We start from the raw sequence: 23,511 nt of genomic DNA on the forward strand, positions 1-23,511 counted from the left end.
CGAACCGCCGACAACGAGGCCCAGGGGCCCTGCGCGGCCGAACCGGCTAGTACTCCCTCGAGTACTCGACCTGGACGCTCGATCCGCCGAGGGTGGCCGTTTGCAGGAGGAGGCTGAGGGTCCTCGACAGAGCGAGTTCGAGTTGGGTCGCCGTGAAGCCGCGGGCATCGGTGATCACCTCCAGGTACACGTTCCGACCGATGTAGGTTCCCGCAGCCAGGGCCGTGCCCCGGCCGGTGGCCTCGTCACCGCCGAGGATTCGTAGCCGGTCCACGCCGGCGACGGAGCGGAGCCGCCCCAGCGGGTTCGCGCCGCCTCCGCCGTTGCGCAGCGAATTCAAAGCGGCGGCGATCTGGACGGCCTGGGTCGGCGAAATCTGGTCGATGCCGGCGCCGAACAACAGGCGCGAGAGCACCTCGTCCTGGGGCAGGGCTGGGATCGACGTGAAGGCGATACGCGGATCCTGAGCTCGGCCCGACACCGTGACGGTCGCGGTGACCCCTTCGACGGTCGTGGATGCGGCGATGTCGATTCGCGGATTGGTGGCCTCGCGGCCGTCGAAGCGAACCTCCGCCCGGGTGACCTCGAGCCTGCGACCGGCGAAGGCGTAGTCGCCACGGACAAGGTCGAGATCGCCGGTGACGATCGGATTGTCGGCGGGCCCGCGCACGCGCAGATCCGCGCCCCATTCCGATTCGAGGCCCATGCCGGTGACGAAGATCCGGTTGTCGGCGCGAACGCGAAGATCGAGCGTCCAGGTCCCCGGCAAGCCGCCCGACGGCGCGTCCCGCGCCGTCGCCCGCGACGCGGGGTCGCTGGATGTTCGACGCCGTACGCCTTCCAGTACGGGAACGTCGGCCGAGCCCTGCCTGACGATCCGGTATCGCGCCTCGGGGATCCGGAGTTCCCCGGTGATGCGGGCGCGGCGCTCGCGGCCGTTGGACACCGCGACAGCCCCGGTGACGCTCGCCCCGATCGCGTCGCTGCTCGCGAGCTGGGCCCGGTCGAACGTCGCCCGGATGTCCATCGGGAAGCCGGCGGCGGCGTCGAGGCCCACCCAGCCGCGGGCGGCGACCGACCCGGAGCCGGCTCGGCCCGTCAGGCTGGTGATCTCGAGGCGCGACTGGGTGAAACGCCCGCGTACGGCGATGCCTGACACCACGGTCGCATAGGTGGGGTTCTCATACCGCAAGGTCTCGCCGCGGATGACGCCGCTCAGCGTGGGCCGGCGCAACTGCCCGCCGAAGTCGGCCGCGACGATGATCGGGCCGCTGACGTCGTGGCCAGCGATCCCGGTCATGGCCCACAGGACGCCCGCCGGTCCATCGTAGCGGACACCGCCGGAGAGCGGCGAGCCGACGAGGCGCACGCGCCAGTCGCCGCCCGGCGCGATCGGCGCGATGCGCGCCTGGATCCGCCCGATGGCGGCCTGGCCCCGGCGGACCACCCCGTCCAGGCTTCCGCCCGAGGGCGACAGGGCGCCACGCACCGCGATATCGACCGGCGGCGACTCCGTGCCCAGGGCGACCCGGGAGAACCCCTCGACGTTCAGGCGGATCGACGCGGTCGGCATCGCGCCGCCGCCCGGCGCCCGCACGTCGATCACGCCCGTGGCGGAGCCTTCAAGGGCAAGGTTCGGCAGAAGATTGCGTGCGAGGCTTAGGTCGACCTCGTTCAGGCGCGCTTCGAGACGGGTCGGCTGGCCCGTCTCCCCGGCCAGGACCACCCCGCCCCGGGGCAGCACCACCCGGACGGGCGCGAGCCGCCATCCGTCGTCCACCTTGCGGATGTCGGCGGGGGCCGCCAGCCGCAGCGCCACGCCATTCACCGTGCTCCGAAGGTTCGCGCGGATCGCCCTCGGCGCCAGGCTCGCCTGCCCGGCGAGATCGAACGGCGTGACGCTCTCGCCGCGCATGACGAATCCGACGTCCCCACGACCGTCACTATAGCGGCCACGTACCCGCGCTGCGCTCAGCGATAACCCCTCACGGGTGAGGTCGGCCACCCAGAGGTCGCCGCTCACCTGCGGTCCTCCCTCGGGCAGCAGGACCGTCGCGGTCAGGCGGCCGCGGCCGATGGCGACCACGGGGGCGAGCCTCAGCGTCGCCGCGCGCGCGGATACGTCGATGTCGGTCCGTTGGACGGCTCCCGCCGCGCCCAGGCGGACCACGCCGCCGAGGCCCGAGCCGCTCAGCTGCAAGGTTCCCACGAACGGCCCCGACGGCGCCTGGGAGAGGCGGCCGGCGAGGGTCACGCCGGCGGCGTTCAGGGCCGAGATGTCGATCGCCAGGGGGCGTCCCGGCCGAAGGGTCGCCTGGCCGGTGAGGGGGCCGTAGTCGGATTGCGCCGTGAAGCTCGTCCGGTAGCCTTGCCCGGTTCCCAGCATCTCCAGCACCACGTCGCGCAGGCCCCCGCCCACGTCCGGGCGAGGGGCGGTCAAGCGCACGATCGGGCGCTGCGCGGTTCCGTCCGCGGTCAGGACGAGCGGCCCGTACCGCGCGGATCGCGCGGCGGCCCGGAACGACAGCTGTCCGTCAGGGCGATAGCTGCCGGAGCCGCTAACGATGCGGAAGTCCGGCGCCTGCAGCCTCAGGTTCGCGACGGTGATCTGGCCGCCGGGCAGCAGCGCGACGTCCGCCGTGAGGAGCCCCTGGCCGCCCAGCAGATCGCGAAGCGCGCCGTTGTCGAGGCGTCGGCTGTTCACCCGGACCGACCCGCGCAACCCGATGCCGCCCTCCCGCCCGGCGGTGAGCTCGGCGTCGGTGACGAGGTTGAAGCGGCCGACCCCCTCAACGGCGTAGTCGTTGACGCGGCCCTTCAGCGCCCCGTCGTACCGTCCGGATCTGAGGTCCGCCACGATCACGGCTGTCGCGTCCAGCCGTTCGGAACGGAGCCGCAGGTTGTCGGTCAGCAGACGTCCGTCGGAATAGGCGACGTCGCCGGTGAGCGACAGGTTCGAGAGCAGTCCCCCGGCTGACGCATTTGACCCCGTGACCCGCGCCGCCCGGGCGCTGATCGGGACCTGGATGCGGTTCGGCGAGATGCGGGCGCGTCCGTCCGCGCGCAGGCCCTCGATGCGGGTCACGCCGGCGCCGATCATGGCCGCGGACAGCCTGTAGTCGACCAGAAGCCTGGCCAGCCGGCCATCAAGCTTGAGCGCGAGGACAACGTCGCGTCCGGTCAGGTTCGGCGCCACGGCGCCGGCCTCCAGCAGGCGCGCCGTCACCTGCACGTCGTCGAAGCGGTTGGTTTCGAGGTCGACGGCGCCGGCCGCGGCAAGGGTCAGGGCGTCGGATGACAGGGTCAGCCGTCCGTTCAGTCGCCGCTGTTTCAGCGTTCCGTCGGCCTCGATCGCCACGGCCGGCGCCAACAGCCGGGACGCCGGTCCCTGGACGAATGCGCCGGCGCGGACCTCGCCTTCGGCCCGGAACCGCGCATCGTCGGCCCGCAATCGCACATCCAGGAGGGCTTGAGGACCCAACCGGGCCACAGCGCGCCCGCGCCAGGCCTTCCAGTCGCCGCGGCCGTCGATGGTGGCGATGAGCGGCTTGCCCAGGCCAAGGTAGCTGTCCGCCAGCCCGCCGATCGGCGCACTGAGGCCGATATCCATCTGCAACCGGTTCGCGGCCGGGACCACGTCCACCTTGACGTCCAGCCGGTCGCCGCCAGCGAGGCCCCGTCCTTCGAGCGCGCGGGCCATCAGGTCGAGTTTTGCGCGCCCGTCCGCCAGATCGGCGGAGCCGCGAAGGGTCGCGACATGTCGCCGTCCCGTCACCGGCGATTCGAGGATGATGCGTCCGAGGCTGACGTCGGGCGCGGCGATGTCGATGTCGGGCAGCAGCGGCTTGTTCGGATCGCGCGGTGTTGGCTTCAACGCCGGCCGACGTAGGACGCGAACCTCGGGCGCGGCGAATTCTCGCAGGTCCAGCTTCCTGCGCAGCACCGCAGCGGGGCGCCAGTCGACGGTCGCCTCCGGGATCCGCGCGAAGACGCCGCGCGTGTCGCGCAGCGACACCTCATGGAGCGTCATCCGGCCGAACAGCGATCCTTCGATGCGGCCGATGCGGACGTTCAGGCCGGACTCGGTGCGATAGCCGGCGATGCGCTCGACCAGAAATGCGCGGCCGGGGCCCGTGTTGAGAGCCGCCAAGCCGAGGCCGGCCAGGAGCAACAGGAGGGCTATGACGGCGCCGCCGATCAGGGCCCAGCGTTGGGCGCGGGGGCGCCCCGGCCGTGGCGCGCGGGTGGGAGGCGGACCCTGGCCTTCCGCCGACATCAGAAGGCCTGACCCAGCGATATGTAGACGGCGACGCGGGGGTCTCCCTTCCGTCGGTCGAGCGGCGTCGCCACGTCGACCCGAAGCGGGCCGAACGGCGTGTAGTACCGGCCGCCCAGTCCCACGCCCACGCGCAGGTCGTCGAACCTGGGCGAGGAGGCGCTGTAGACCTGTCCCGCATCGACGAACGGCACGATACCCAGGTTCCCGCGCCGGAAACGGGCCTCGACTGAAAATTCCACCAGGGAGCGGCCGCCCCGCGGGTCTCCGTTGACGTCCCGGGGGCCGAGATCCTGATAGCCGAAGCCCCGGACCGAACCGCCGCCACCGGCGTAGAAGCGACGCGAGGGCGCCACTTCGTCGCGTGAGATGCCGGCGATTGTCCCCAGGCGAGCGCGGCCCGCCAGCACCAACCGCGAGCCCGCCGGAACGTACGCCGACGTATCGATCAGGCTTCGTCCGTACGGTGAGGCTCTGTCGCGGTAGGACACCTCCGGGCTGAGCCGGCCGGTCAGGCGGAAGCCCCGCGTGGGATCGAGCAGATCGTCGGACGTGTCGTAGCCGAGCTGAAGCGGCAGGGCGGCGATGACGAAGGTCTCCCGCGGTCGGGCGCCCGACGCGTCGTCGAAGCGGGTCTCGTTGGTCGCGATCAGTTCCGCGCCATAGGCGTAGGTCCATCGCTTCTGCCACAGCGGCGTGCTGGCTCTCGACACGCCGGCCGACAGCGCGACGGATCGCGCGTCATAGGCTTCCCGCGTCTCCCTCGACGCCTCGGCCGTCGCGAGCAGCGTACGGTCCCGCTTGCCGGCGTTGGAGCGGCGGAAGCTGATCCCCGCCCGCTGTTCCTGCGTACCGGCCACGCCGCGGACAGACAGGGCGCCCTCGGGTGGAAAGAGATTGCGGTGGGTCCAGGCGCCGGTGACCTTGAACCCTTCGCCGGTCCCATACCCCGCCGTCGCGGAGACGCTGCGAGGCGGCGCCGGGGTTTGCCGCACGCGCAGGTCCACGATCTCCGCGCCCCCGGAGGCCGGGCGAGCGGTGCGCACCGGCTCGAGCGCCACCACCGACAGCAGACCGGTGGACACCAGGGCCTGCCGGAGATCCTCGACCCGGCGGCTGTCGTAGAGTTCCCCCGGCTTGAACCGCGCAAGCACCGACACGTGCTCCGCGTCGAACACGGGCTCTCCGGCGGGCCGGAATCCGCCGAACACGGAAAGCGGACCCGCCGAGAGCGGCAAGGTGTAGTCGGCGCGCAGGGTCGCGCCATCCAGCGCGACGTCCCGCCGTCCGATCTCGGCGAAGGGATAGCCTTCCTGGGGGAGGCGCAGGGCGACGTTCGCCTCCGCCAGTTCGACGGCCGTGGCGACGAGTGGATCGCCGGTGTTCACCGTCAGGGCCTCGCGGGCGATCTGCGTGGGGGCGGGCGGCGAGCCGGTGATGCGGATGTCGCCGAGGGCATAGCGCTGGCCCGCCGCCGCGGTCAGTTGGACGTCCAGCGCGTCCGTGCGTCCCGTGGGGGGATCGAAGGCGACGGTCACCGCGGCGTCGTAGTAGCCTTGGGCCCGAAGGATGCGCTCCAGCAGATCGATGTCCGCCTCGGCGCGAAGGCGCACCTGGGCGGCCGCAGCCCTCCGATCCCGATCGGCGTAAAGTGCGGACAGCTCGCGGAACTCTCGTTCGAGCCCGCGGTCGGAAAGGCCTGCGAGCGCGACCGTGTAGGGCACTTCGGCCGCGCCCGTGCCGGGTTCGGCCGGGCCGAGCTCGGCCGGTGTCGCCGTTTCCAGCGTCTCGAGCGATCTCAGCGGCGCGTCGAACAAGGCGTCAGGCGATGGCGCTTGCGGTAGCGGATGAGTCGTCTCGGGTGGTTCATCGATGGGAGGAAGCGCGGCGTCGAAGGCTGCGTCCGGAATGGGCTCTGCAGCGGGGGGCTGGGCCCCCGCGCGCGCGCCCCAAATGGCCGCGGAGATGGCCAGGCTGACGGCCGCCCTTCGTCTGCGCACGCCCCGCCGGCTCCTTTTTCGCCTCGCGCCGGGATGACTGAACCCCGCGAAGTACGGTTCGTTCATTCCCACAGGCGGCTCCGGGACAGCCGTCCGGCGCGCCGGACGCGCTCTCGATCCTCCTTCAGCGGCAGGGCCGCCAAGGCGCGCTTCCTGGCCAGACGCGAATGCAGGTGCGCCGCCGTAGCCATTTCGGGGTCTCCCAGAGCGGCCAAGGCGCCAAGCGCTTCCTGCAGGCGCATGGCGACGCGCGGGCTGCCGGCGCCGTACTGGGCGATGGGTCCAAAGACGTCCTCCAGCACCTCTTGCGCCGAGAGCGGGGGCAGCCGCAGACGGGACCCTTCCGCCGGTTCGACTGGCGATTCCGTTCCCACCCATTTCGTGAGAAGGCCGACCGCGGTCGCGATCACGTCCAGTGCGGAGCCCGGATCGTTGATGGCCGGAGAGAGCGCGCGGGCGGCGATCTCTCCGAGCACGGTCATCCCGAACCGGGGATCCTGCTCGAAGGTTCGCCGCGCCCCGATCACCCAACACGATCGCAGCCGCCCGCCCGCCTCGGTGTCCAGGCCCGGTCGGCCGGCGAACCGCAGCAGCGGCCGCGCCTCGTGGATGAAGTCGCCGGGCAAGGCCTCCACATCGACCACGACGCCAAGCTCGTCTGCGAGCGATTCCAGCCGCTCCAGGTCGATGTTCCGGACATAGCCCACAACGCCTGCTGACAACGGCAGGGCAGGACCGTTCTCCGGCCGCGGCGTCGCGGAACGTCGGGCGGCGAGGGGGCTGTCGAAGGCGGCGCGCGTCGCCTCGGCGACACGGTCGATGGCCTCGTCGAGCCGTCCCAGCCTGGAAAGCTGATCGATCCAATGCAGCAGGGCGATGAGGACCGCGGCCAGGACGCCGACCGTGAAGACGAAGACGATGACGCGCCCCTGTTCGCCGTAGTAGCCGGTCTGGAGCGCGAACAGGCCCACGATGGCGAAGATGAACGCGCCGACGAACGTCGCCAGCGCACCGTGTCCACGGCCGTCGGAGACGAGCAACGCCGCCGCGCGAGGACTGGCTGCGCCGGAAATCGACGTATAGGCGGTCACGAAGACCGCCAGCGAGAACGTCGCGACGGTCAGCATGCTGCTGGCGAGGATCGTCAGGACGTCGTCCACGGCCCGCGTACCCACGCTCAAGGCGAAGTCCTCCGGCACCCAGGGGGCAAGGAGCACCGCCAGCAGGGCGGTCAGGACGCCCAGCGCGCTGTAGATGGCCACGCGCAGCCATAGCTGGCGGCTGATCTGGCCCAGCAGGAAGAGCCACTTGGGCATCAGGTCTCCGAGCCTCTGACCATCACGGCGCCCGGCTAGTCCGAGATTGCGCCCGGTGGGACGAAAGGCGGGCATTCGCGGGCTCGAAGCCAGCCCCGCAGGAACCCCCGCCGGCCGACGGCGGCCAGGACGGCCTGGCGGGCCTCGCGGTCCGCTTTCTCCGCGCCGGTGATGCGACGCACCAGTCCGCGGAACGGGATGGAGGCGACGCCGCGCACAAGGCCTGCGGCAAGGCCCTCGGCCGAGCCGGCGTCGTCGGGCGACGCGGCCGTGTCGTCGCCCAGCGCACGGTTCAGGCGCACGAGCTCTGCGCGCGCCGCCGTGCAGTCCAGGGGCGGCGCATAGGGAGCGGCGGCCGCGCGCCGGACCACCGCCACGGGCTCTTCCTGCACGACGTTGAGGTCACGGAATGGCTGCTGCAGCGCCGCTTCCATCTCGCCGCCCGATGCGCCGGATCGACTGGCGCACCCCGCGAGACACAGGATGGCCGCCAGCGAGGTCAGTGCCCGGGCCGCCGACGTGGCGCGCCGGGGATCGCGAGTTCGGATGGGATGCATGTTCGTCGGCCCTCTAACTCACAGTCCGCGACGCCTGTGGAAGTTGCCTGCTTGCCGGACACGAAGCCGCGAGCCGCGAGATGGGACGCCAGGGAAATCCAGAGCGCGGGCGGCGTGTTCGCGCGTCGTTGCATCGGCCGGCAAGCGTCGATGCGGTCGACTCTAGAGGAAGAGATGTCGGCCGCCGTTTGCATCCCAGGAAGGGCCAGAAACCCCGCCGCAGGGACTGGAGCGACCGCCTTCGCATCGAGGGAGCCGCCTGACGCTCAGGGCCGCGGCTTCGCAAAGCTACGCGACGTCGGCGCCCGGCGACGCGACGTGGCCGAGGCGTCTAACGAAAACTTGCGCGGAACGGAATCGAGGGCGTCCGGTTAAAAATTCGAGCCTGAAAATCCGGAAAGGGGACCCGCCATGTCGAACCACGACGAGCGTGTGGCGCATCGCGCCGGCCAGATCGCCGCGAAGAGTCTGGGTGTCTTGCTGGGCGTCATCGGCATCGTCCTCGTCGTCGGCGGCGCCTGGCTGGCCTTCATCGGCGGCTCTCCATACTACCTGCTGGCCGGACTGGGACTCTGCGCTGCGGGATGGTTCTTGTTCCGGGAGAACCTGCTGGGTGTGCTCATCTACGCCGGCGTGTTCGTCGCCACGCTTTTCTGGGCGGTCTGGGAAGTCGGCCTGCAAGGCTGGCCGCTGCTTCCGCGGGTGCTCGGACCGGCGATCCTCTTCCTCCTGGTCCTCGCCGCTGTTCCCGCGTTGACGGCGTCCCGCAGGGCCAGGGGCCTGTCGCTGGCGGGGCTTGTCGGGACCGTGGCGCTGTTCATCGCCGGTGGGATCGCCATCGCCGCCTCGGCCCGAGGTCCGGCGCCGCCGGCGCTCCCGCCTGCCGCGCTCGTTATGGGCGATCCTTCGCCGGCCCACGCTGGGGCCGACTGGCCAGCCTACGGCGGCGCCTACAGCGCGCGGCGGTATTCGCCGCTGGTCCAGATAACTCCCGAGAACGTCGAGAACCTCGAGCGCGTCTGGGTCGCCCACACCCGCGATCTGCCGAGCGAGCGGGCGAAGAAGAAGTACGGCGCGGAAACCACACCACTGAAAGTCGGAGACTCCCTCTACCTCTGCTCGGCGAAGAATATCCTGATCGCCCTGGACGCGGCGACGGGGCGAGAGCGCTGGCGGTTCGATCCCAAGGTCTCCGACGATTGGATTCCCTACACGGCGGCCTGTCGCGGCGTGGCCTACTACGCGGCGCCGGGCGGCGACCTGAGCCAGGCCTGCGCGACCCGGATCATCGAGGGGACGCTCGATGGACGCCTCATCGCCGTGGACGCCCGGACCGGACGCCCCTGTCAGGAATTCGGTCGTGGCGGTCAGGTGGACATCAAGGTGGGCATGGGCCCGGTCGAACCGGGCATGGTCTCCATCACTTCGCCCCCGGTGATCGTCCGCGGCGTGATCGTCACGGGCCACCAGGTCCTCGACGGCCAGAAGAACGATGCGCCCTCAGGTGTCGTCCAGGGCTTCGACGCGGTGAGCGGCGAGCAGCGATGGGCGTGGGATCTCGGCCAGCCCGGACGCACGGCGCCGGCCACGCCCGGCGAGGCCTACACCCGCGGCACGCCCAACATGTGGACGACGGCGTCCGCCGACGAAGCCCTGGGCCTCGTCTACCTCCCGATGGGGAATTCGGCCGTCGACTACTGGAGCAGCGACCGCTCGCCACAGGAGAACTTCTTCGCGACCGCCCTGGTCGCGCTGGACGTCTCGACCGGGCGGCCGGCGTGGCGGTTCCAGACCGTGTTCAAGGACGTCTGGGACTACGACCTCGGGGCCCAGGCGACCCTCGTCGATTTCCCGACGGACGGCGGGATGGTCCCGGCCTTGGTGCTGCCGAGCAAGCAGGGCGACATTTACGTGCTCGATCGCAGAACCGGGCGGCCACTGACCGAGGTTCAGATGCGTCCCGTCCCACAGGGTGGCGTCGAGCCGGCCCAAAGGACCCGGACCCAACCCTTCTCCGGCTATCACACGCTGGCGAAGCCGCCGCTCACGGAACGCGACATGTGGGGCATGTCGCCCATCGACCAGATGGCCTGCCGCATCCAGTTCCGCCTTGCGGCCTATCGGGGCGCCTATACGCCGCCGGAAACGGAGCGGCGGTGGATCCAGTACCCCGGCTACAACGGCGGCACCGACTGGGGCGGTATCGCGATCGACCCCCGGCGCGGCGTCATCGTCGCCAACTACAACGACATGCCAAACTACAATCGCCTGGTGCCGCGCGAGGAGGCGGACCGGAAGGGCTGGGCGCCGCGAGGCTCGGCGCGTGGCGGGAACCTCGGCGGCGGCCCGGAAGGCGCCGGCGACCCGCAGGCGGGAACGCCCTACGCGATCCACGTCAACGCCGGCTGGCGAATGCCGATCACCGACCTCTTGTGCAAGCAGCCGCCCTACGGGGGGATCCGCGCCATCGACCTGCGCACGGGCCGGACGCTCTGGGATCGTCCGCTGGGGCAGGCCCGGCGCAACGGACCGTTCGGGATCCCGTCGATGCTCCCGATCACCATCGGCACGCCCAATAACGGCGGCGCCGTCGTCACCGCCAGCGGTCTCATCTTCATCGCCGCGACGACGGACAACCTGATCCGGGCGATCGACTTGCGCACGGGGAAGACCCTGTGGACGGACGTGCTTCCCGCCGGAGGGCAGGCGACGCCGATGACCTACGAGGCGGGCGGGCGGCAATACGTCGTCGTCATGGCGGGCGGGCATCACTTCATGGAGACGCCCGTGGGCGACGAAGTGATCGCCTACGCCCTGCCGGCCTCGTGAGCCGCCCTTGGACGGCCTGTCCGGACCGCTGATCACCCTTGCCGAGGGGGTCGCGCGCGGCCTCGAGATCGCCGGCGTCTGCGTGATCCTGCTGGGCGTTCTGGGGGCCACCGCGGTCTGGGCGTGGTCGGCGGCGCGCACCCGCGACTACCGCGGGGCGTACGAGCGCTATCGCGCCAACCTGGGACGCGGCATCCTGCTGGGCCTGGAGTTCCTCGTCGGGGCCGACATCATCGCCACCGTTACGGCTCCGCTGACCTTCGAGAGCGTCGGCATCCTGGCGGCGGTGGTGGCCATCAGGACGTTCCTGAGCTTCTCCCTGGAGACAGAGATCGCCGGCTGCTGGCCATGGGACAGAGCCCGTCAGCGCGAGGGCTCGGAGGCCGCGGCGTCACCGGGCAGTCGCGCCGACTCGCCCAGCACCCGCCGCTGATACAGCAGCTTGGTGAAGACCACGATCACGACCAGGAGCGGCGTCGCCAGTACAATGCCGAGGCCTCCGAACAGGAGCCCGAAGATGACCACGCCGAACAGGGTGAGGTAGGGCGGCAGATCGACGGCCCGGCGCTGGATGAACGGGTAGATGATGCTGCCCTCCACCTGCTGCACCACGACGTACATCAGAAGCGTCCAGGCTACGGTCTCCCAGCCGAACTGAACCGCCAGCAGCAGACCCGGGATGGCGGCGGCGATCGTGCCGACGATGGGGACGAACGTCGCCAGCCCCGCGAGCAGGCCGAGCGCAGCCGGCGACGGCAAACCGACCAGCAGCGCGCCGATGGTGGTGAGCACGCCGACCACGGCCATGTCGGCGAGAGTTCCCACCAGCCAGCGCTGCAGGGCCCGACCGCTCGCCATCAACGCCTCGTGCAAAGGCGTCCGGACTCGCGAGGGCATGAGGCCCAGGAGCCCGTTCACCGCCTGGACCGGCTTCGCCGCCAGGAAGACGCCGGCGATCAGGACGAGGACAAAATTGGTGAGCGCGCCGACCGCGGTGAGCGCATAGTCGCCGAGCCGCCCCGCGACCCCGTCGAGGTTGGAGGCCAGCGAGGCGGGGGAGGACAGTTCCCCGAGGATCTGGCCGGCCAAGGGCACGCCCTGCACCTGGGCCCGCAGGTCGCCGGCGGACATGGGGATCTGGACGGCGAGATTCGCCAGCTGGTCCGCCACCAGATGTCCGGCGAGCCAGCCGGCCAGGCCGGCCGCTGCGAGAATCAACAGCCCGGCGCAGAGCAGCGAAAGCCCGTCGCCCAAGCGCGTTCGCGCCTGGATGGGCGTCGCCAGGCTGCGCAGGAGAATCGCCACGATGACGGCTCCGAAGGCGAGCAGGGCGACGCTGGCCAGCTGCCACGCCAGAAAGACGCCGCCGGCCAGGGCGAGCGCGACCAGCACACGGACGGCGAAGGCGCCGAGCGGGAGATGGGGCGCTGCCGTGTGCGGCTCGCCCGCGTGTGGCGTCGTGCGGGTTTCCGAGGCTGCTTGGCGATCCTTCATGAGCATCAAACGCAAGTCGGGACGTGGCGTTACATGGCGGTCGCGAGGGCTGGCCGGCGTGGGGCAGGCCTCGCGCCTGCCCCAGCCCTCAACTCGTGAAGAGGATCGGCAGACCCTGCCACAGCACGGCGACCAGCGAGAGCGCGGCGCCGCCCGCCCCACCGCGATGGATGAGCCGGTCCAGCCCGTCGACCGATCCCCGATCGCCGCGAAGGGCGAGGACTCCGATGGCGAGATCCGCGCCGGCGCAGAGGAGCGTGAAGGCCGCGACGCTCCAGAGCGCCGCCGGTGCGTCGGCCCGTGTCAGCACATCGGCCACGCTGGCGATGCCGTACACGCCGAGAAAGTGTGCGGCCCAGACGATGAGGCCGCCGAGGAGCAGGAGCCATCGGCGCATCTCAGCCGCCTCCCGGGAAAAGCCGCACGAGAGCAGCGCCTGCGGCGCCCTGGGCCGCCACATAGCCCAGGAAGAGCGCGCAGACGTCGACCGTCGAGGTGCGGCTGCTGTCGGCGAGCCCCGCGATGGCGCGGGCGGCCACGTATCCGGCCATCAGGACGGCGACCGACAGCAGGACGCCCTGCCAGCTGAGCAGCGCGAAGACGGTCGCGCCCTGACCGCTGGCGTCGGGTCGCAGGCCCGTTGACCACCAGCTCGTCAGGTCCGCACCGAAGGCGGCGCCCGCAAGGAGCGCGCCCACGCCGACGGAAAGAGGCGCCCAGAAGCGGCCCGTCCGCGGCGCGCGGGCGGCGAGCGCGCCGCATCTGGCCAAGCCCGCGGCAAGACCGTAGGCGACGACGATGCCGACGAGCCAGACGGTGTCCGGCGGCGCGATCCAGAGGTCCGGCCGCCGGCTCCAGAGGAAGACGTAGCTGAAGCACGCCATGATGAAGATCATGGCCGCTACGATCAGCAGCACGACCATCGCCCACCATCCGTGGCTCATGGGGCCGGTCACGTAGGTGGGAACGCGGATTCCGGCGCCGATGTCGATCGTCTCGACCGGCATCGGCCGGTCGGTTTCCCAGACCCAGCGCAGGACGCATGCGACGGCCAGGACGCCGCTCACGACGCCCACCGTATAGGCCTGCACCGTCAGCAGGAGGAAGAATCCCGCGGTGAAGACGGCAGCCAACACGTGCCAGGCTGAGGGGCCTGGCATGCGCTGGACATACTGCGGTTCCGCGCGGAGCGGGCTGGTGATGATGGTCTCCCGCAGGCCGGTCGCGGAGCGCGGCAGGAAGTAGCGGCCCGCTTCGACGTCGTCGGAGAAGTTCGGGTCGTCCCAGAGCGGATAGCGGCTGCGCACCACCGGGATGGACCGCGTCGAGTAGAGGCCGGTCGGCAGCCATTCCAGCGTCCCGCCGCCGTAGATGTTGCCGGCGTCCTCCGCTGCGGTGAACCGGAAGTTGCGGATCAGGTCGAGGACGAAGAGCGCGACCCCCGCGCCGATCATGAAGGCCCCCGCCGTCGAGAGCAGGTTGGTGGCCTCCCAATCGCGGCCCGGCAGGTAGGTGTAGACACGCCGCGGCATGCCCATGAGGCCGGTCAGGTGCATAGGCAGGAAGGTGACGTGAACGCCCGTGAAGATCAGGCCGAAGACCCACTTGCCCAGGCGCTCCGACAGCGGCCGGCGGCTCATCATTGGGGTCCAGTAGTAGAAGGCCGCGAAGAGGGGGAAGACCATCCCGCCGATCAGCACGTAGTGCAGGTGGGCGACGATGAAGTAGGTGTCGTGCGCCTGCCAGTCGAAGGGCACGAGGGCGACCATCACGCCCGTGAGACCGCCCATGGTGAAGGTGATGATCGAGCCGACGGCGAACAGCGCCGGCGTGTTCCAGGTCACGCGGCCCGCCGCGAGCGTGGCGATCCAGGAGAAGACCTGGACGCCGGCCGGCACGCTGACGGCCATGCTCGCCGCGGAGAAGAAGCTGACGGACAGCGGGGGCATGCCGGTCGCGAACATGTGGTGGGACCAGACGCCGAAGCTGATGAAGCCGGTGGCGAGCAGCGCCAGGACGACCAGCCGGTAGCCGACGATCTCCGTCCTCGCGACCGTGGGCACGATCATCGACATCAGCCCGGCCGCGGGCAGGAAGATGATGTAGACCTCGGGGTGGCCGAAGAACCAGAACAGGTGCTGCCACAGCAACGGGTCGCCGCCACGCGTGGGATCGAAGAAGGGCCAGTTCAACGCCCGTTCCAGCTCCAGTAGGAGAGTCCCGAGGATCACGGCCGGGAAGCCGATGATGATCATCACGGCGAAGACCAGCATCGCCCAGGCGAAGATCGGGAGCTTGTCGAGGGTCATGCCCGGCGCCCGGGTCTTCAGGACGCCGACGACGATCTCCACGGCGCCGGCGATCGCGCTGATCTCGATAAAGCCGATGCCCAGCAGCCAGAAGTCGGCGTTGATCCCCGGGGAATAGATCTTGCTGGTGAGTGGCGGATACATGAACCAGCCGCCGTCCGGCGCGAGGCCGAAGAAAATCGAGGCGAAGAAGCACAGACCGCCGATGAGGTAAGCCCAGAACGCGTAGGCCGAGAGCCGCGGGAAGGGCAGGTCGCGGGCCGCCAGCATCTGCGGCAGCAGCAGGACGCCCAGGGCCTCCACGGCCGGTACGGCGAACAGGAACATCATCACCGTGCCGTGCATGGTGAAGACCTGGTTGTAGGTCTCCTGGGGCAGGAAGCCGTTCAGCGGCAGGGCCAGTTGGGCGCGGATCAGCAGCGCCAGGACGCCCGCCAGGCAGAAGAACAGGAAGGCGGCGCCGACGTAGTAGACGCCCACATAGTTGTTGTTGACGACGGTAAGCAGGCCCCAGCCCCGTGGCGCGCGCCAGGCGCGCTCCAGGTCGGCCAGTTCGCCTTCGGGACGTGGCTCTTGCGTCGGGAAACGGTCGAGCAGCTTGGGGTCGAAGCCGGTCTCGGAGCTCATCGGCGGCTCGCGAGGTAGGCGGCGAGCGCACGAAGATCCGGTCCCGACAGCATCTTGAAGGGCGGCATCCGATTGCCGGGCTTGATGGCCTGACTGTCGGCGATCCAACCGGCCAGCGTGCCGTGGTTGTTGGGCAGGATGCCGGCGCCCACGGATCGGCGGACCCCGACGTAGGAGAGATCGGGCCCGGCCAGGCCGTTGGCCTCGGCGCCGCGGATGCGGTGACAGGCGCCGCACCCGCTTTGCTCGAACACGGTCGCGCCGCGGGCGGCGAGGGCGTCGGGCGGAGGCGGCGGCGGAGCAAGGCGGGCGGAGCGCCAGCGCTCGAACGCTTCAGGGGCGTGCGCGACGACGACGAACCCCATCAGGGCATGGGGACCACCGCAGTACTCGGCGCATTGGCCCGCGTACACGCCCGGTGCGTCGGCCTGCACGCGCAGGATGTTGCGTCGTCCCGGGATCATGTCGAGCTTGCCGGCCAGCCGCGGAACCCAGAAGCTGTGGATCACGTCGGAGGCTTCGAGCTCGAGGGTGACCGGTCGTCCGGCCGGTATGTGAACCTCATTGGCGTCGTGGATGGCCTCTCGACCTTGCCCGTCCAGGTAGGCCACGCGCCACCACCACATCTCGCCCGTGACCCGGATGCGCATCTCGCCGGGCGGGGGCGGCGCCGTCAGTCCGGCCGTGACGGTCAGCCCATAGACAAGCAGGCCCGAGAGCACGACGATCGGCAATGCGAGACCACCGGCCCATATGAGCCAGGGCCGGCCGAGGCGTGCGCGCCACGCCGGCGGGCCGAACAGGCCGACGATGGCCGCCGCGATCACCAACAGGAGGACGACCGCCGCCACGGCGAACAGCACCCAGCTGAGCGTCGCCACCAGCCCCGCGTGGGGTCCCGCCGGGTCGAGGGGCGGCGGCGGCCAGCCTCGCAGCGCCTCAGCGAGCGTCGAGCGTGTAGAGGTAGGCGGCGACATCGCGGGCCTCCGGCTCGGTGAGGGGCATGGCGGGCATGCCGGTCTGGGCGATGAGGCTTGGGGCGTCCCGCACCCAGGTCGCCAGCGCCTCCGGCTCGTTCGGAAACTGGCCCGCGATCAGCGCCTGGCGGGCGAACCCCGCGAGCGCGGGTCCGACGCGGCCTTGCGGCCCGGGTACGCCCGGGATCACGTGGCAGGCGCCGCAGCCGACGCGCTCGATGACGCCGCGGCCCCGGCCCGCGTCGGCGCCGGCGATCGCGACGGGTCGTACGTCCACCTCCTGGCATCCGCAGATGACTACGCAGACCAGGCTCGCGACGGTCGCGCGCCGGAAAGACATCCCACGTCCTCTGTGAAGCTTCCTTCCGCAACCCATCGGGGCCCGCGCGGTTCCCACACTATGGCCGGCGAGACGTGGACAAGATGGCGATCGCGCTTGAGGTTGCGCCGTGGGCGATCGGCGGGTGCGCCCGTCCTCTGCGCGCTTCTGGCGGCCTGCGCGGCGCCGCCCTCCCGCGACGCGTTCACGGCAACGGGCGAGATCATCGCCATGGGCGGCGGCGGCGCCGGCGCGGCGGGGGCCTGCTTCACCTGTCACGGTCTTGGTGGCGAGGGCGACGGGCAGACGGCGCCACGCCTGGCGGGCCTCCCGGCGGGGTATCTGCAGAAGCAGCTGGAGGACTATGCCGCGGGGCTGCGGCCGGACCCGGCGATGCGGTCGATCGCCGGCGCGCTGGACGCCGATGATCGCGCGCGGGTCGCGGCCTACTATGCCAACCTCACGCCTGTGGGCGCGCGGAACGGCGCGGCGGGATCTCGCCCGACGACGGTCGCGCGAGTGCTGTATCACCGCGGGGACGTCGCTAGAGGCCTGCCGGCCTGCGCAGGCTGTCACGGCGCGATCGGGGAGGGGCTGGGAGCCGGCGTACCGCCCCTGGCTGACCAGCCTGCGCCATACCTGCGGGAGCAGCTGTCGCAGTGGCGGCGAGGCCAACGCCGCAATGATCCGCGTGGCGTGATGGCGGCCATCAGCGGCCGTCTGACGACGCTGGAGGCCGAAGCCCTCGCGCGATACGCCGCAGAGCTCGGGCCAGGAACCGTTCGAGATGCCGCAGTCCCGGGAGCATCCCCCTGAGGACGTCGTCGCGATCCACGAACTCATGCTTGAGCGTCGCACCGACGTGCAGCGGAATGAGCACCAGGATCAGAAGGATGAAGCCGAAATGGATCTGTTCCGCCCAGGCTTCGATCGCCCAGCGCTGCGCCATGGGCAGTTCGGCGAAGGGGAGACGGGGCCAGGGCGCAATCCCGGCGACGGCAAGGCCCTGCTCCGGGGCGGTCGCCGACATCATCGCCCAGCCGCTGAGCGGCAGGCCGGTCAGCGCGGCGTAGAAGAGGTAGTGGGTGAGGTGCGCAGCCTTTGACTGCCAGCCCGGCTTGTCGGCGTCGTTGACGGGGCCCGGGATCATCAGGCGCCAGGCCATCCGCAAGGCGGTCAGCACCAGGATGAGCAGACCTACGGAACTGTGTGTCTGGTAGGCCGCCAGCTTCTCGTAGCCCGCCGGCAGATGGGCGATCCGCCAGCCCCATGCCAGCTGGAAGAGGATCAGCGCAGCCATCGTCCAGTGGAAGGTGACCCCGACCGGGGAGTACCGCCTGCGATGGGTATGTCCGCGGGCCCAGGCGCGGAGCCGCGCGACGATCATACGGCGGGTTCCGGCGCGGTCGCCGGCTCCAGCACCCGCCCGACGAGGCCCAGCGCGACGAGCAGGTAGATCGCGCCCATCGGAGCCCACATGATGAGCCCGGCCAGTTGCTGGTCCGCCAGTGGCGTGAGGCCGAAGGCGAGGGTGGTGTCGAAGTGCGGTGCGTAGAGCGGCCGCTCGGCGAAGGTGATCAGCGCGCCGAGCAGGCCGGTCTGGACGAAGGTGAACAGCAGGGCGCCCGCGGCCGGGAGGCCTGCGACTTGGCGCACACGCAGCCAGACGACGAGCGCCGAGCCGAAGAGCGTCGCCTGCATCGTCCAGTACGCGACGTCGGTCGACAACGCCCAGGCGTAAGGGGCCGGCGCATGCCAGGCCCACAGCGTGATCGCGTGGAGGACGACGGGCCAAGCCAGGCCGTATTTCCCTCTCTTGGCGCGCGGCAGGCTGAAGGCCACCAGCGGCGCCGCGACGGCCACCAGCAGGGCGTGATGGACGACGCGCGCCGAGAACAGCGCCGAACTCAGCGCGCACAACGGCGAGACGAAGGCGAGCGCGAGCACCCCGACCGCCAGGGCGAACAGGCCGGCGCGTCCCTGACCCCCGAGGCGCCGATGCAGGGCGAACGCGACACAGGCCGACGCGAGCCCCGCCAGCAGGACCGGGTCCGCATTCCAGCGCCCGGCGAGGTCAGCAGGCGAGGGCGCGACGCCGCAGTACGGCGTCCAGAACTGGAGCCCTTCCGGAAGCTGTGCGTTCATGCCGCGCCCCTTTCCCCGACAATCCTGGTCCGCCCGGATGGTTCCGGCTCGCCGCGCTTCGGCGCCACGTCACGCGGCGCCGCGCGCCTGCCCGGGAAAATTCCGCCGGGCGACGTCACCGGGGCGCATCCGAACCGTCCCCGGGGTCGATCGGTTCGCGCAGCGGCGTCAGGGCGACCAGCACCAGGAGGTTCGCGACGGCGAGGACGAGCGCAATCTCGATTCGGCCGAACGCGACGGACACGCCCACCGCGCCGGTGTTCCAGATCGTGGCCGCCGTCACGAGGCCCCGAACGTGTCCCCGTTGCTTGAGAATGGCCCCGCCACCGATGAAGCCTATGCCTGCCAGGACGCCTTGCAGCAGCCGGGTCAGGCTCTCGGCGTCGGCTCCGGGAAGCCGCAGGGCGAGCAGCGCGTAGCCGCAACTGGCCATGGCGACGACCGGCATGGTGCGGAAGCCCGCGCTGTGACGACCCTTGCCCCGCTCCCAGCCGAGCGGGAGCGAAAGGGCGAAGGCGAGCCCCATGCGGCCAATATGCTCGCCGACGAGGGACCACTCGATAGGGGGCGGGATAAAGGACGACATGTCTGGGTGCGTTCCCACCGAAGCGTGTCAGGCGGGTTGCGCTACCTGCGGCGTCCGTAGCCCTCTCCCACCTGGCGGTCCGTGGATTGCCACTGGATGCCGACGGCGAGCGCGTCGAACCGTCGGTCGAGGTCCGCACGTTCGCGGTAGGTCAGGCCGCCGCGGCGGTAGCGCGCCTCGAGACGTGCGATCTCGCGGAAGCCGTCGCGCAGCCGACGCGCCTCGGCGTCGGTCAGGTCGCCCCGCCGGACGCCGGCGTCGATCCGCCGGTCGAGCTCGCGCTGCCGCATATTGATATTCATCCAGGCGCCGCTCGTATCGGTCCAGCCTGGCCCGCCGAACCACCCGCGCGCGGTCTGACGGTCCTGGCGCTCGTCGCGGATCTCGCGGCTGAGCGCGTCGAACCGCCGGTCGAGTTCCGTCCGCTCCCGGGTCGACAATCCGTCGTATCGGAAGGAGGTCTCGAGTCGGGCGATCTCGCGAAATTCACCACGCAGGCGCTCGGCCTCGTTTCGGGTCAGCTGGCCGCTGCGCAACCCCGCGTCGATCCGGTCGTCGAGTCGCGCCTGACGCTCGTTGATCGTGATCCAGCGTTGCGCGTGCGCAGGCAAGCCGGCGGCAGCCGCGACGGTGGCGGCGGCCACGGCGATGGCAAGGTGTTTCATAGGACCTCCGATCTTCGTCGCGCTGCGGCGCCGTGGGAAACGTATTCAGAGCGGCGGGGGTCGGTCGCCGCAGGCTCACCGGGCGAACGGCGCCTCCCGGAAATGGTTCGATCGTCTCACGATCTATTGTTCAGCCGATCGGACCCATCCGCCCCGCCAACGGTTGTTATCCCAAGGCCCTTCGGAGGCCTCTCCCTTCAACCCAACCCAGGAGGTCCGCATGGCGGAACCGCAAACCCATTCCAGCGCCACACGCTCAGAGGCGCGGCCCGACCACCCGCTGATCCCGGCTGAACGCGTGGCCGGGACCACGGTCTACAATCGCGCGGGCGAAAAGCTGGGCAGCGTCGAGGACATCGCCGTCGACAAGCTGAGCGGTCAGGTCGCCTATGCGATCCTGGGGTTCGGCGGCCTTCTTGGCATAGGGGAGCGCTACTACCCCGTGCCCTGGAGCCTGCTCAGCTACGACACCGAACGGAGGGGGTATGTCATCCCCTGCGACAAGGACAAGCTGCAGGACGCTCCGAGCTTTCAGGCCGACGACCTCAGCGGCTGGGACGACAGCGACATACGGCAAGGCATCTACGACTACTACGGCCCGTACGGCGCGCGGCCCTATTGGATGGGGTTGGCCTGAGGCTGCCCCGTCACAGGCGGCTCGGAGGAGTCGCTAGGCCCCACGACCGCGCCTGCGGGTCTTCGATACTCGCCCTAGGCCGGCTGTAGGCGCCGCGAAGGCTTCCAAAACCGGTCGGGTCACGGAGGATGGCGTGCGCGTCAGGGCCGGCCGGGCTCCCGGCCTTCGAGCACCTGACGCGCCGCTGCCCCGCCCAGGCGGCGTGCGCTCCAATCGTCGACAGGACCCGATGGATCCGATCCGACCCGTCGCCCGGTCCGGGGCCGGAATGCGCGGGGCCCGGATCTGCGCGGCGCCCTCCGCGATCAGGGGTCTCAGCAATCGGCCGCTTTCAAACCGCTGGCTCAACATGCCGGGGACCTCGCCGCGAATGGCGGCCGCGTCCGAGGGCGCCTCACAGCCGCGACGCGGAGGCGGCGGACGGATCGGGCCGAGTACGCTTACTGACCCTGCAAATCTGGAAGGCGCAACAATGCTACACAACGGCGACACGGCGGCATGGCCAGGTGGCGACGGGTCGCCCGGGGCGTTCCGGAGCGCGTCCCCCCTGCGCAACCCCTTCATATCCCGTCTGCGCCGGTTGGACGTGGAGGATGCGGTTCTCGCCCGCATCGACGCGGCGTGCGCGCATCCCATCCGCGTCCCGCGCCGCACCGAGGTGTTCGCCGAGGGCGATCCGGAGGATGACATCCACGTCCTGATGGACGGATGGGCATGCCGGGAGCGCATTCTGACGCACGACCGGCGCCTGTATCCCGCGATCTTCCTGCCGGGAGACGTTTGCGACCTCGACCGCCTGTCCTCGCGTCGGCTCGACTTCGGTCTGGTGACGCTCACCCCCGCCACGATCGTCCGGCTGCCGGTGGATGAGGTGGAGAGCATGGCGCGGCAGAGCCCAGCGCTGCGCCGCGCCATGCGTCGGCTGACCAGCGCCGAAAACGCCGTCATGACGGAGAACGCGGTCTCCCTGGGGCGTAGATCTGCGCGCGAGCGCCTCGCCCACCTCCTGTGCGAACTCGCTTGCCGGCTATCGGGCTCTGCGGACGTTTCCCCGTCATTCGAGGCGCCGATCACACAGGAAAACTGGGCCGATCTCACCGGGCTGAGCGCCGTCCATCTCAATCGCTCGCTCCAGGCCCTGCGGACCGACGAGCTTTTGCAGGTCTCCGGTCGCACGATCCGCATTCTGGATTGGCCCGGGCTGATGCGCGCCGGCCTGTTCACCCCGGACTACCTTCATCTCGACGACCACCGCGCGGCCGAGGCGGCGCGAGCTGCGCCGGGGACAGTCGCCGGCAACGGAGAAGGCCTGCGATCCGGCGCGGCTGAGAGCACGACGGCCGGCGCAGCCGGGGAGCTGAACCATCGGGTTGCGAACAGTCTGCAGTTGGCGTCCAGCTTTCTGGCGCAGCAGCAGCGCCGTACGCGCGACGAGGCGGCCAGGTCCGCGCTTTCGGACGCCCGGACACGGCTGGACGCCGTGGGACGGCTGCACCGCTACCTCTACGTTCACGGCCGCAATCGTCAGGTCGATCTCAGGACGTTCCTGGCCGGTGTTTGCTCGGCCATTGCCGAAGGGACGGGACTGGCCTGCCATGCCCGCGCCCCAAGCGTCGCCATCGATGGGAGCGCGGCGCAGCAACTGGGGATTCTCGTCAACGAAGTGGCGCTCAACGCGGCCAAGCACGCCTTCCCAGGAAGGCGTCCGGGACGCCTGTCGGTTGAGGCCGACCTCATCGGTCGGCAGCTCCGCCTGAGGCTGTCGGACGATGGTCGGGGACTCCCAAGGGACTTCGACATCGGGGCCGATCACGGTCTCGGCATGACCATACTCAGCGCCGTGGCGCGCCAGCTGGGCGGCGCCCTGCGGGCCGCCAACCACGGCGGCGGCGCGCAGTTCACGCTGCTCGCGCCCCTCGACAGGCTACAGCGCGGATCGCTTGTCCTGTAGCGGCGGCCGCGATCCGGAGGGAGCCGCTCGATGGCCTCCTTCTGGCGACCTCGCGAGGCGCCCGGGGCGCGCCGTCGACGGAGCCTCATCGCATGGACATCCTCGTCGTGCTGGCGATCGCGCTACTTCCCGCCGCAGGCTTTCAGATCGGCGTCGCGGTGGCCGACGCCTTCGACCCTCCGCCCTGGTTGCTGGGCGCGACTCTTCACGCCGCAGCCGGTGTCGCGCTTGCCGTGATCGCCTTGGAACTGGCGCCGAGGTCGCTCGGCGCCGGCCCTCTCGCGCCGACCCTCCTGGCGTTTGCCGTCGGTGCGGGGTTCTCGCTCGTCGCGGTCGGGCTCGCGACGGGGGTCCGCCGCATCGCGGGGACGCGCCAGGGCGGGCTTGCGGTCTATGCGGTCGCGCTGGCGGACCTCTTCGCGGACGGGCTGATGACCGGCGCCGGCGCAGCAGCGTCGGCCGAGCTCGCATTGCTGCTGGGGGGCAGCCAGATCGTCGCCAATATCCCCGCAGGCTTCGCCGCGACCGCCCATCTCCAGGACCACGGCGGCGGTCGACGGCTGAGGGTGGGCCTCGGGGCGATGATGAGCCTGCCCGCTCTGGCGGCGGCAACCCTGGGCTGGCTCGCTCTGCGCGACCAGCCGGCGTCGACCCAGGCGGTCGCGCTTTCGGCGGTGGCGGGGCTGTTGCTCGCGGCCACCGTTGAGGATCTCATCCCGCAGGCGGACAGGCCCCGGAGCCCACGCGGCCTCTCGACCGCTGCGCTCGCCGGCGGATTCGTCTTCCTGTTTTGGTTGTCGCGCGCATCCGGCAGCTGACGAGC

Annotated in this window: 19 protein-coding genes; 6 read left to right on the forward strand and 13 right to left on the reverse strand. The window is 70.8% G+C overall.

Annotated features, from left to right (window positions below):
* Positions 1–46: 46 nt before the first annotated feature.
* From AX721_RS15665 to AX721_RS15680, 4 genes are all read right to left on the reverse strand, one after another.
* Entirely contained in the window at positions 47–4,276 is a 4,230-nt protein-coding gene (locus tag AX721_RS15665) for a translocation/assembly module TamB domain-containing protein (RefSeq protein WP_068876935.1), read from the reverse strand.
* Positions 4,276–6,093, reverse strand: a complete 1,818-nt coding sequence (locus AX721_RS15670) for an autotransporter assembly complex family protein (RefSeq protein WP_197422604.1) — start codon at positions 6,091–6,093, stop codon at positions 4,276–4,278. Before AX721_RS15670 ends, AX721_RS15665 begins: the two co-directional genes overlap by 1 nt.
* Before the next feature lie 245 nt (positions 6,094–6,338).
* On the reverse strand, positions 6,339–7,592 hold the full coding sequence (locus AX721_RS15675; protein WP_068876937.1) for a DUF2254 domain-containing protein: 1,254 nt from the start codon (positions 7,590–7,592) through the stop codon (positions 6,339–6,341).
* Positions 7,593–7,627: 35 nt separating this feature from the next.
* On the reverse strand, positions 7,628–8,149 hold the full coding sequence (locus AX721_RS15680) for a hypothetical protein (protein WP_156467193.1): 522 nt from the start codon (positions 8,147–8,149) through the stop codon (positions 7,628–7,630).
* Between the two features lie 411 nt (positions 8,150–8,560).
* On the opposite strand from AX721_RS15680, the gene AX721_RS15685 reads away from it, so the two are divergent.
* Positions 8,561–10,978, forward strand: coding sequence for a membrane-bound PQQ-dependent dehydrogenase, glucose/quinate/shikimate family (locus AX721_RS15685; protein ID WP_068876939.1), 2,418 nt, complete (start codon positions 8,561–8,563; stop codon positions 10,976–10,978).
* A 7-nt stretch (positions 10,979–10,985) separates the two neighbouring features.
* Positions 10,986–11,411 (forward strand): DUF1622 domain-containing protein, encoded by a 426-nt coding sequence (locus tag AX721_RS15690; RefSeq protein ID WP_082765769.1) that lies wholly within the window; start codon positions 10,986–10,988, stop codon positions 11,409–11,411.
* Here AX721_RS15690 and AX721_RS15695 read toward each other — a convergent pair.
* The 5 genes from AX721_RS15695 to AX721_RS15715 all read right to left on the reverse strand — a co-directional run bounded on the left by AX721_RS15695 (position 11,342) and on the right by AX721_RS15715 (position 16,662).
* Positions 11,342–12,472, reverse strand: coding sequence for an AI-2E family transporter (locus AX721_RS15695; RefSeq protein ID WP_068876940.1), 1,131 nt, complete (start codon positions 12,470–12,472; stop codon positions 11,342–11,344). The two genes, AX721_RS15690 and AX721_RS15695, sit on opposite strands and share 70 nt — an antisense overlap.
* An 88-nt stretch (positions 12,473–12,560) precedes the next feature.
* Positions 12,561–12,869 carry a hypothetical protein gene (locus tag AX721_RS15700; RefSeq protein ID WP_068876941.1) on the reverse strand — a complete coding sequence of 103 codons (309 nt, stop codon included), beginning with the start codon at positions 12,867–12,869 and terminating at the stop codon, positions 12,561–12,563.
* A gap of 1 nt (position 12,870) precedes the next feature.
* Positions 12,871–15,408 (reverse strand): cbb3-type cytochrome c oxidase subunit I, encoded by a 2,538-nt coding sequence (locus tag AX721_RS15705; protein ID WP_068876942.1) that lies wholly within the window; start codon positions 15,406–15,408, stop codon positions 12,871–12,873.
* Positions 15,405–16,385: a cytochrome c oxidase subunit II gene (gene coxB, locus AX721_RS15710; RefSeq protein WP_068876943.1), complete on the reverse strand. Its 981-nt coding sequence runs from the start codon at positions 16,383–16,385 to the stop codon at positions 15,405–15,407. Before coxB ends, AX721_RS15705 begins: the two co-directional genes overlap by 4 nt.
* Positions 16,348–16,662, reverse strand: a complete 315-nt coding sequence (locus AX721_RS15715; RefSeq protein WP_231733439.1) for a cytochrome c family protein — start codon at positions 16,660–16,662, stop codon at positions 16,348–16,350. The genes coxB and AX721_RS15715 overlap by 38 nt, the downstream gene beginning before the upstream one ends.
* Positions 16,663–16,935: 273 nt before the next feature.
* Between AX721_RS15715 and AX721_RS28820 the strand changes: the two genes are divergently transcribed.
* Complete coding sequence (locus AX721_RS28820) at positions 16,936–17,520, forward strand: cytochrome c (RefSeq protein ID WP_369796680.1); 585 nt, start codon at positions 16,936–16,938, stop codon at positions 17,518–17,520.
* On the opposite strand, the gene AX721_RS15720 is transcribed toward AX721_RS28820, so the two are convergent.
* The 4 genes from AX721_RS15720 to AX721_RS27995 form a co-directional block, all read right to left on the reverse strand.
* The gene (locus tag AX721_RS15720) at positions 17,414–18,091 is read right to left on the reverse strand and encodes a cytochrome b (RefSeq protein ID WP_068876945.1); all 678 of its coding nucleotides are present in this window, start codon (positions 18,089–18,091) and stop codon (positions 17,414–17,416) included. The genes AX721_RS28820 and AX721_RS15720 overlap by 107 nt on opposite strands.
* On the reverse strand, positions 18,088–18,849 hold the full coding sequence (locus AX721_RS15725; protein ID WP_068876946.1) for a cytochrome c oxidase assembly protein: 762 nt from the start codon (positions 18,847–18,849) through the stop codon (positions 18,088–18,090). The genes AX721_RS15720 and AX721_RS15725 overlap by 4 nt, the downstream gene beginning before the upstream one ends.
* Positions 18,850–18,964: 115 nt before the next feature.
* Positions 18,965–19,375: an MgtC/SapB family protein gene (locus AX721_RS15730; protein ID WP_156467195.1), complete on the reverse strand. Its 411-nt coding sequence runs from the start codon at positions 19,373–19,375 to the stop codon at positions 18,965–18,967.
* 101 nt (positions 19,376–19,476) lie between these two features.
* The gene (locus AX721_RS27995) at positions 19,477–20,100 is read right to left on the reverse strand and encodes a hypothetical protein (protein ID WP_197422606.1); all 624 of its coding nucleotides are present in this window, start codon (positions 20,098–20,100) and stop codon (positions 19,477–19,479) included.
* Positions 20,101–20,320: 220 nt separating this feature from the next.
* Here AX721_RS27995 and AX721_RS15740 point away from each other — a divergent pair, with 220 nt between their 5' ends.
* The 3 genes from AX721_RS15740 (at position 20,321) to AX721_RS15750 (ending at position 23,506) form a co-directional block, all read left to right on the forward strand.
* A complete protein-coding gene (locus tag AX721_RS15740; protein WP_068876948.1) occupies positions 20,321–20,737 on the forward strand; it encodes a PRC-barrel domain-containing protein in 417 nt (138 codons plus the stop codon).
* A 586-nt stretch (positions 20,738–21,323) separates the two neighbouring features.
* Positions 21,324–22,688, forward strand: coding sequence for a sensor histidine kinase (locus AX721_RS15745; protein WP_231733440.1), 1,365 nt, complete (start codon positions 21,324–21,326; stop codon positions 22,686–22,688).
* 92 nt (positions 22,689–22,780) lie between these two features.
* Positions 22,781–23,506 (forward strand): hypothetical protein, encoded by a 726-nt coding sequence (locus AX721_RS15750; RefSeq protein WP_068876950.1) that lies wholly within the window; start codon positions 22,781–22,783, stop codon positions 23,504–23,506.
* Positions 23,507–23,511: the final 5 nt, after the last annotated feature.

Origin of the sequence: Phenylobacterium sp. CCH9-H3, from assembly GCF_001557235.1 — a bacterium.
GTDB lineage: Bacteria > Pseudomonadota > Alphaproteobacteria > Caulobacterales > Caulobacteraceae > Phenylobacterium.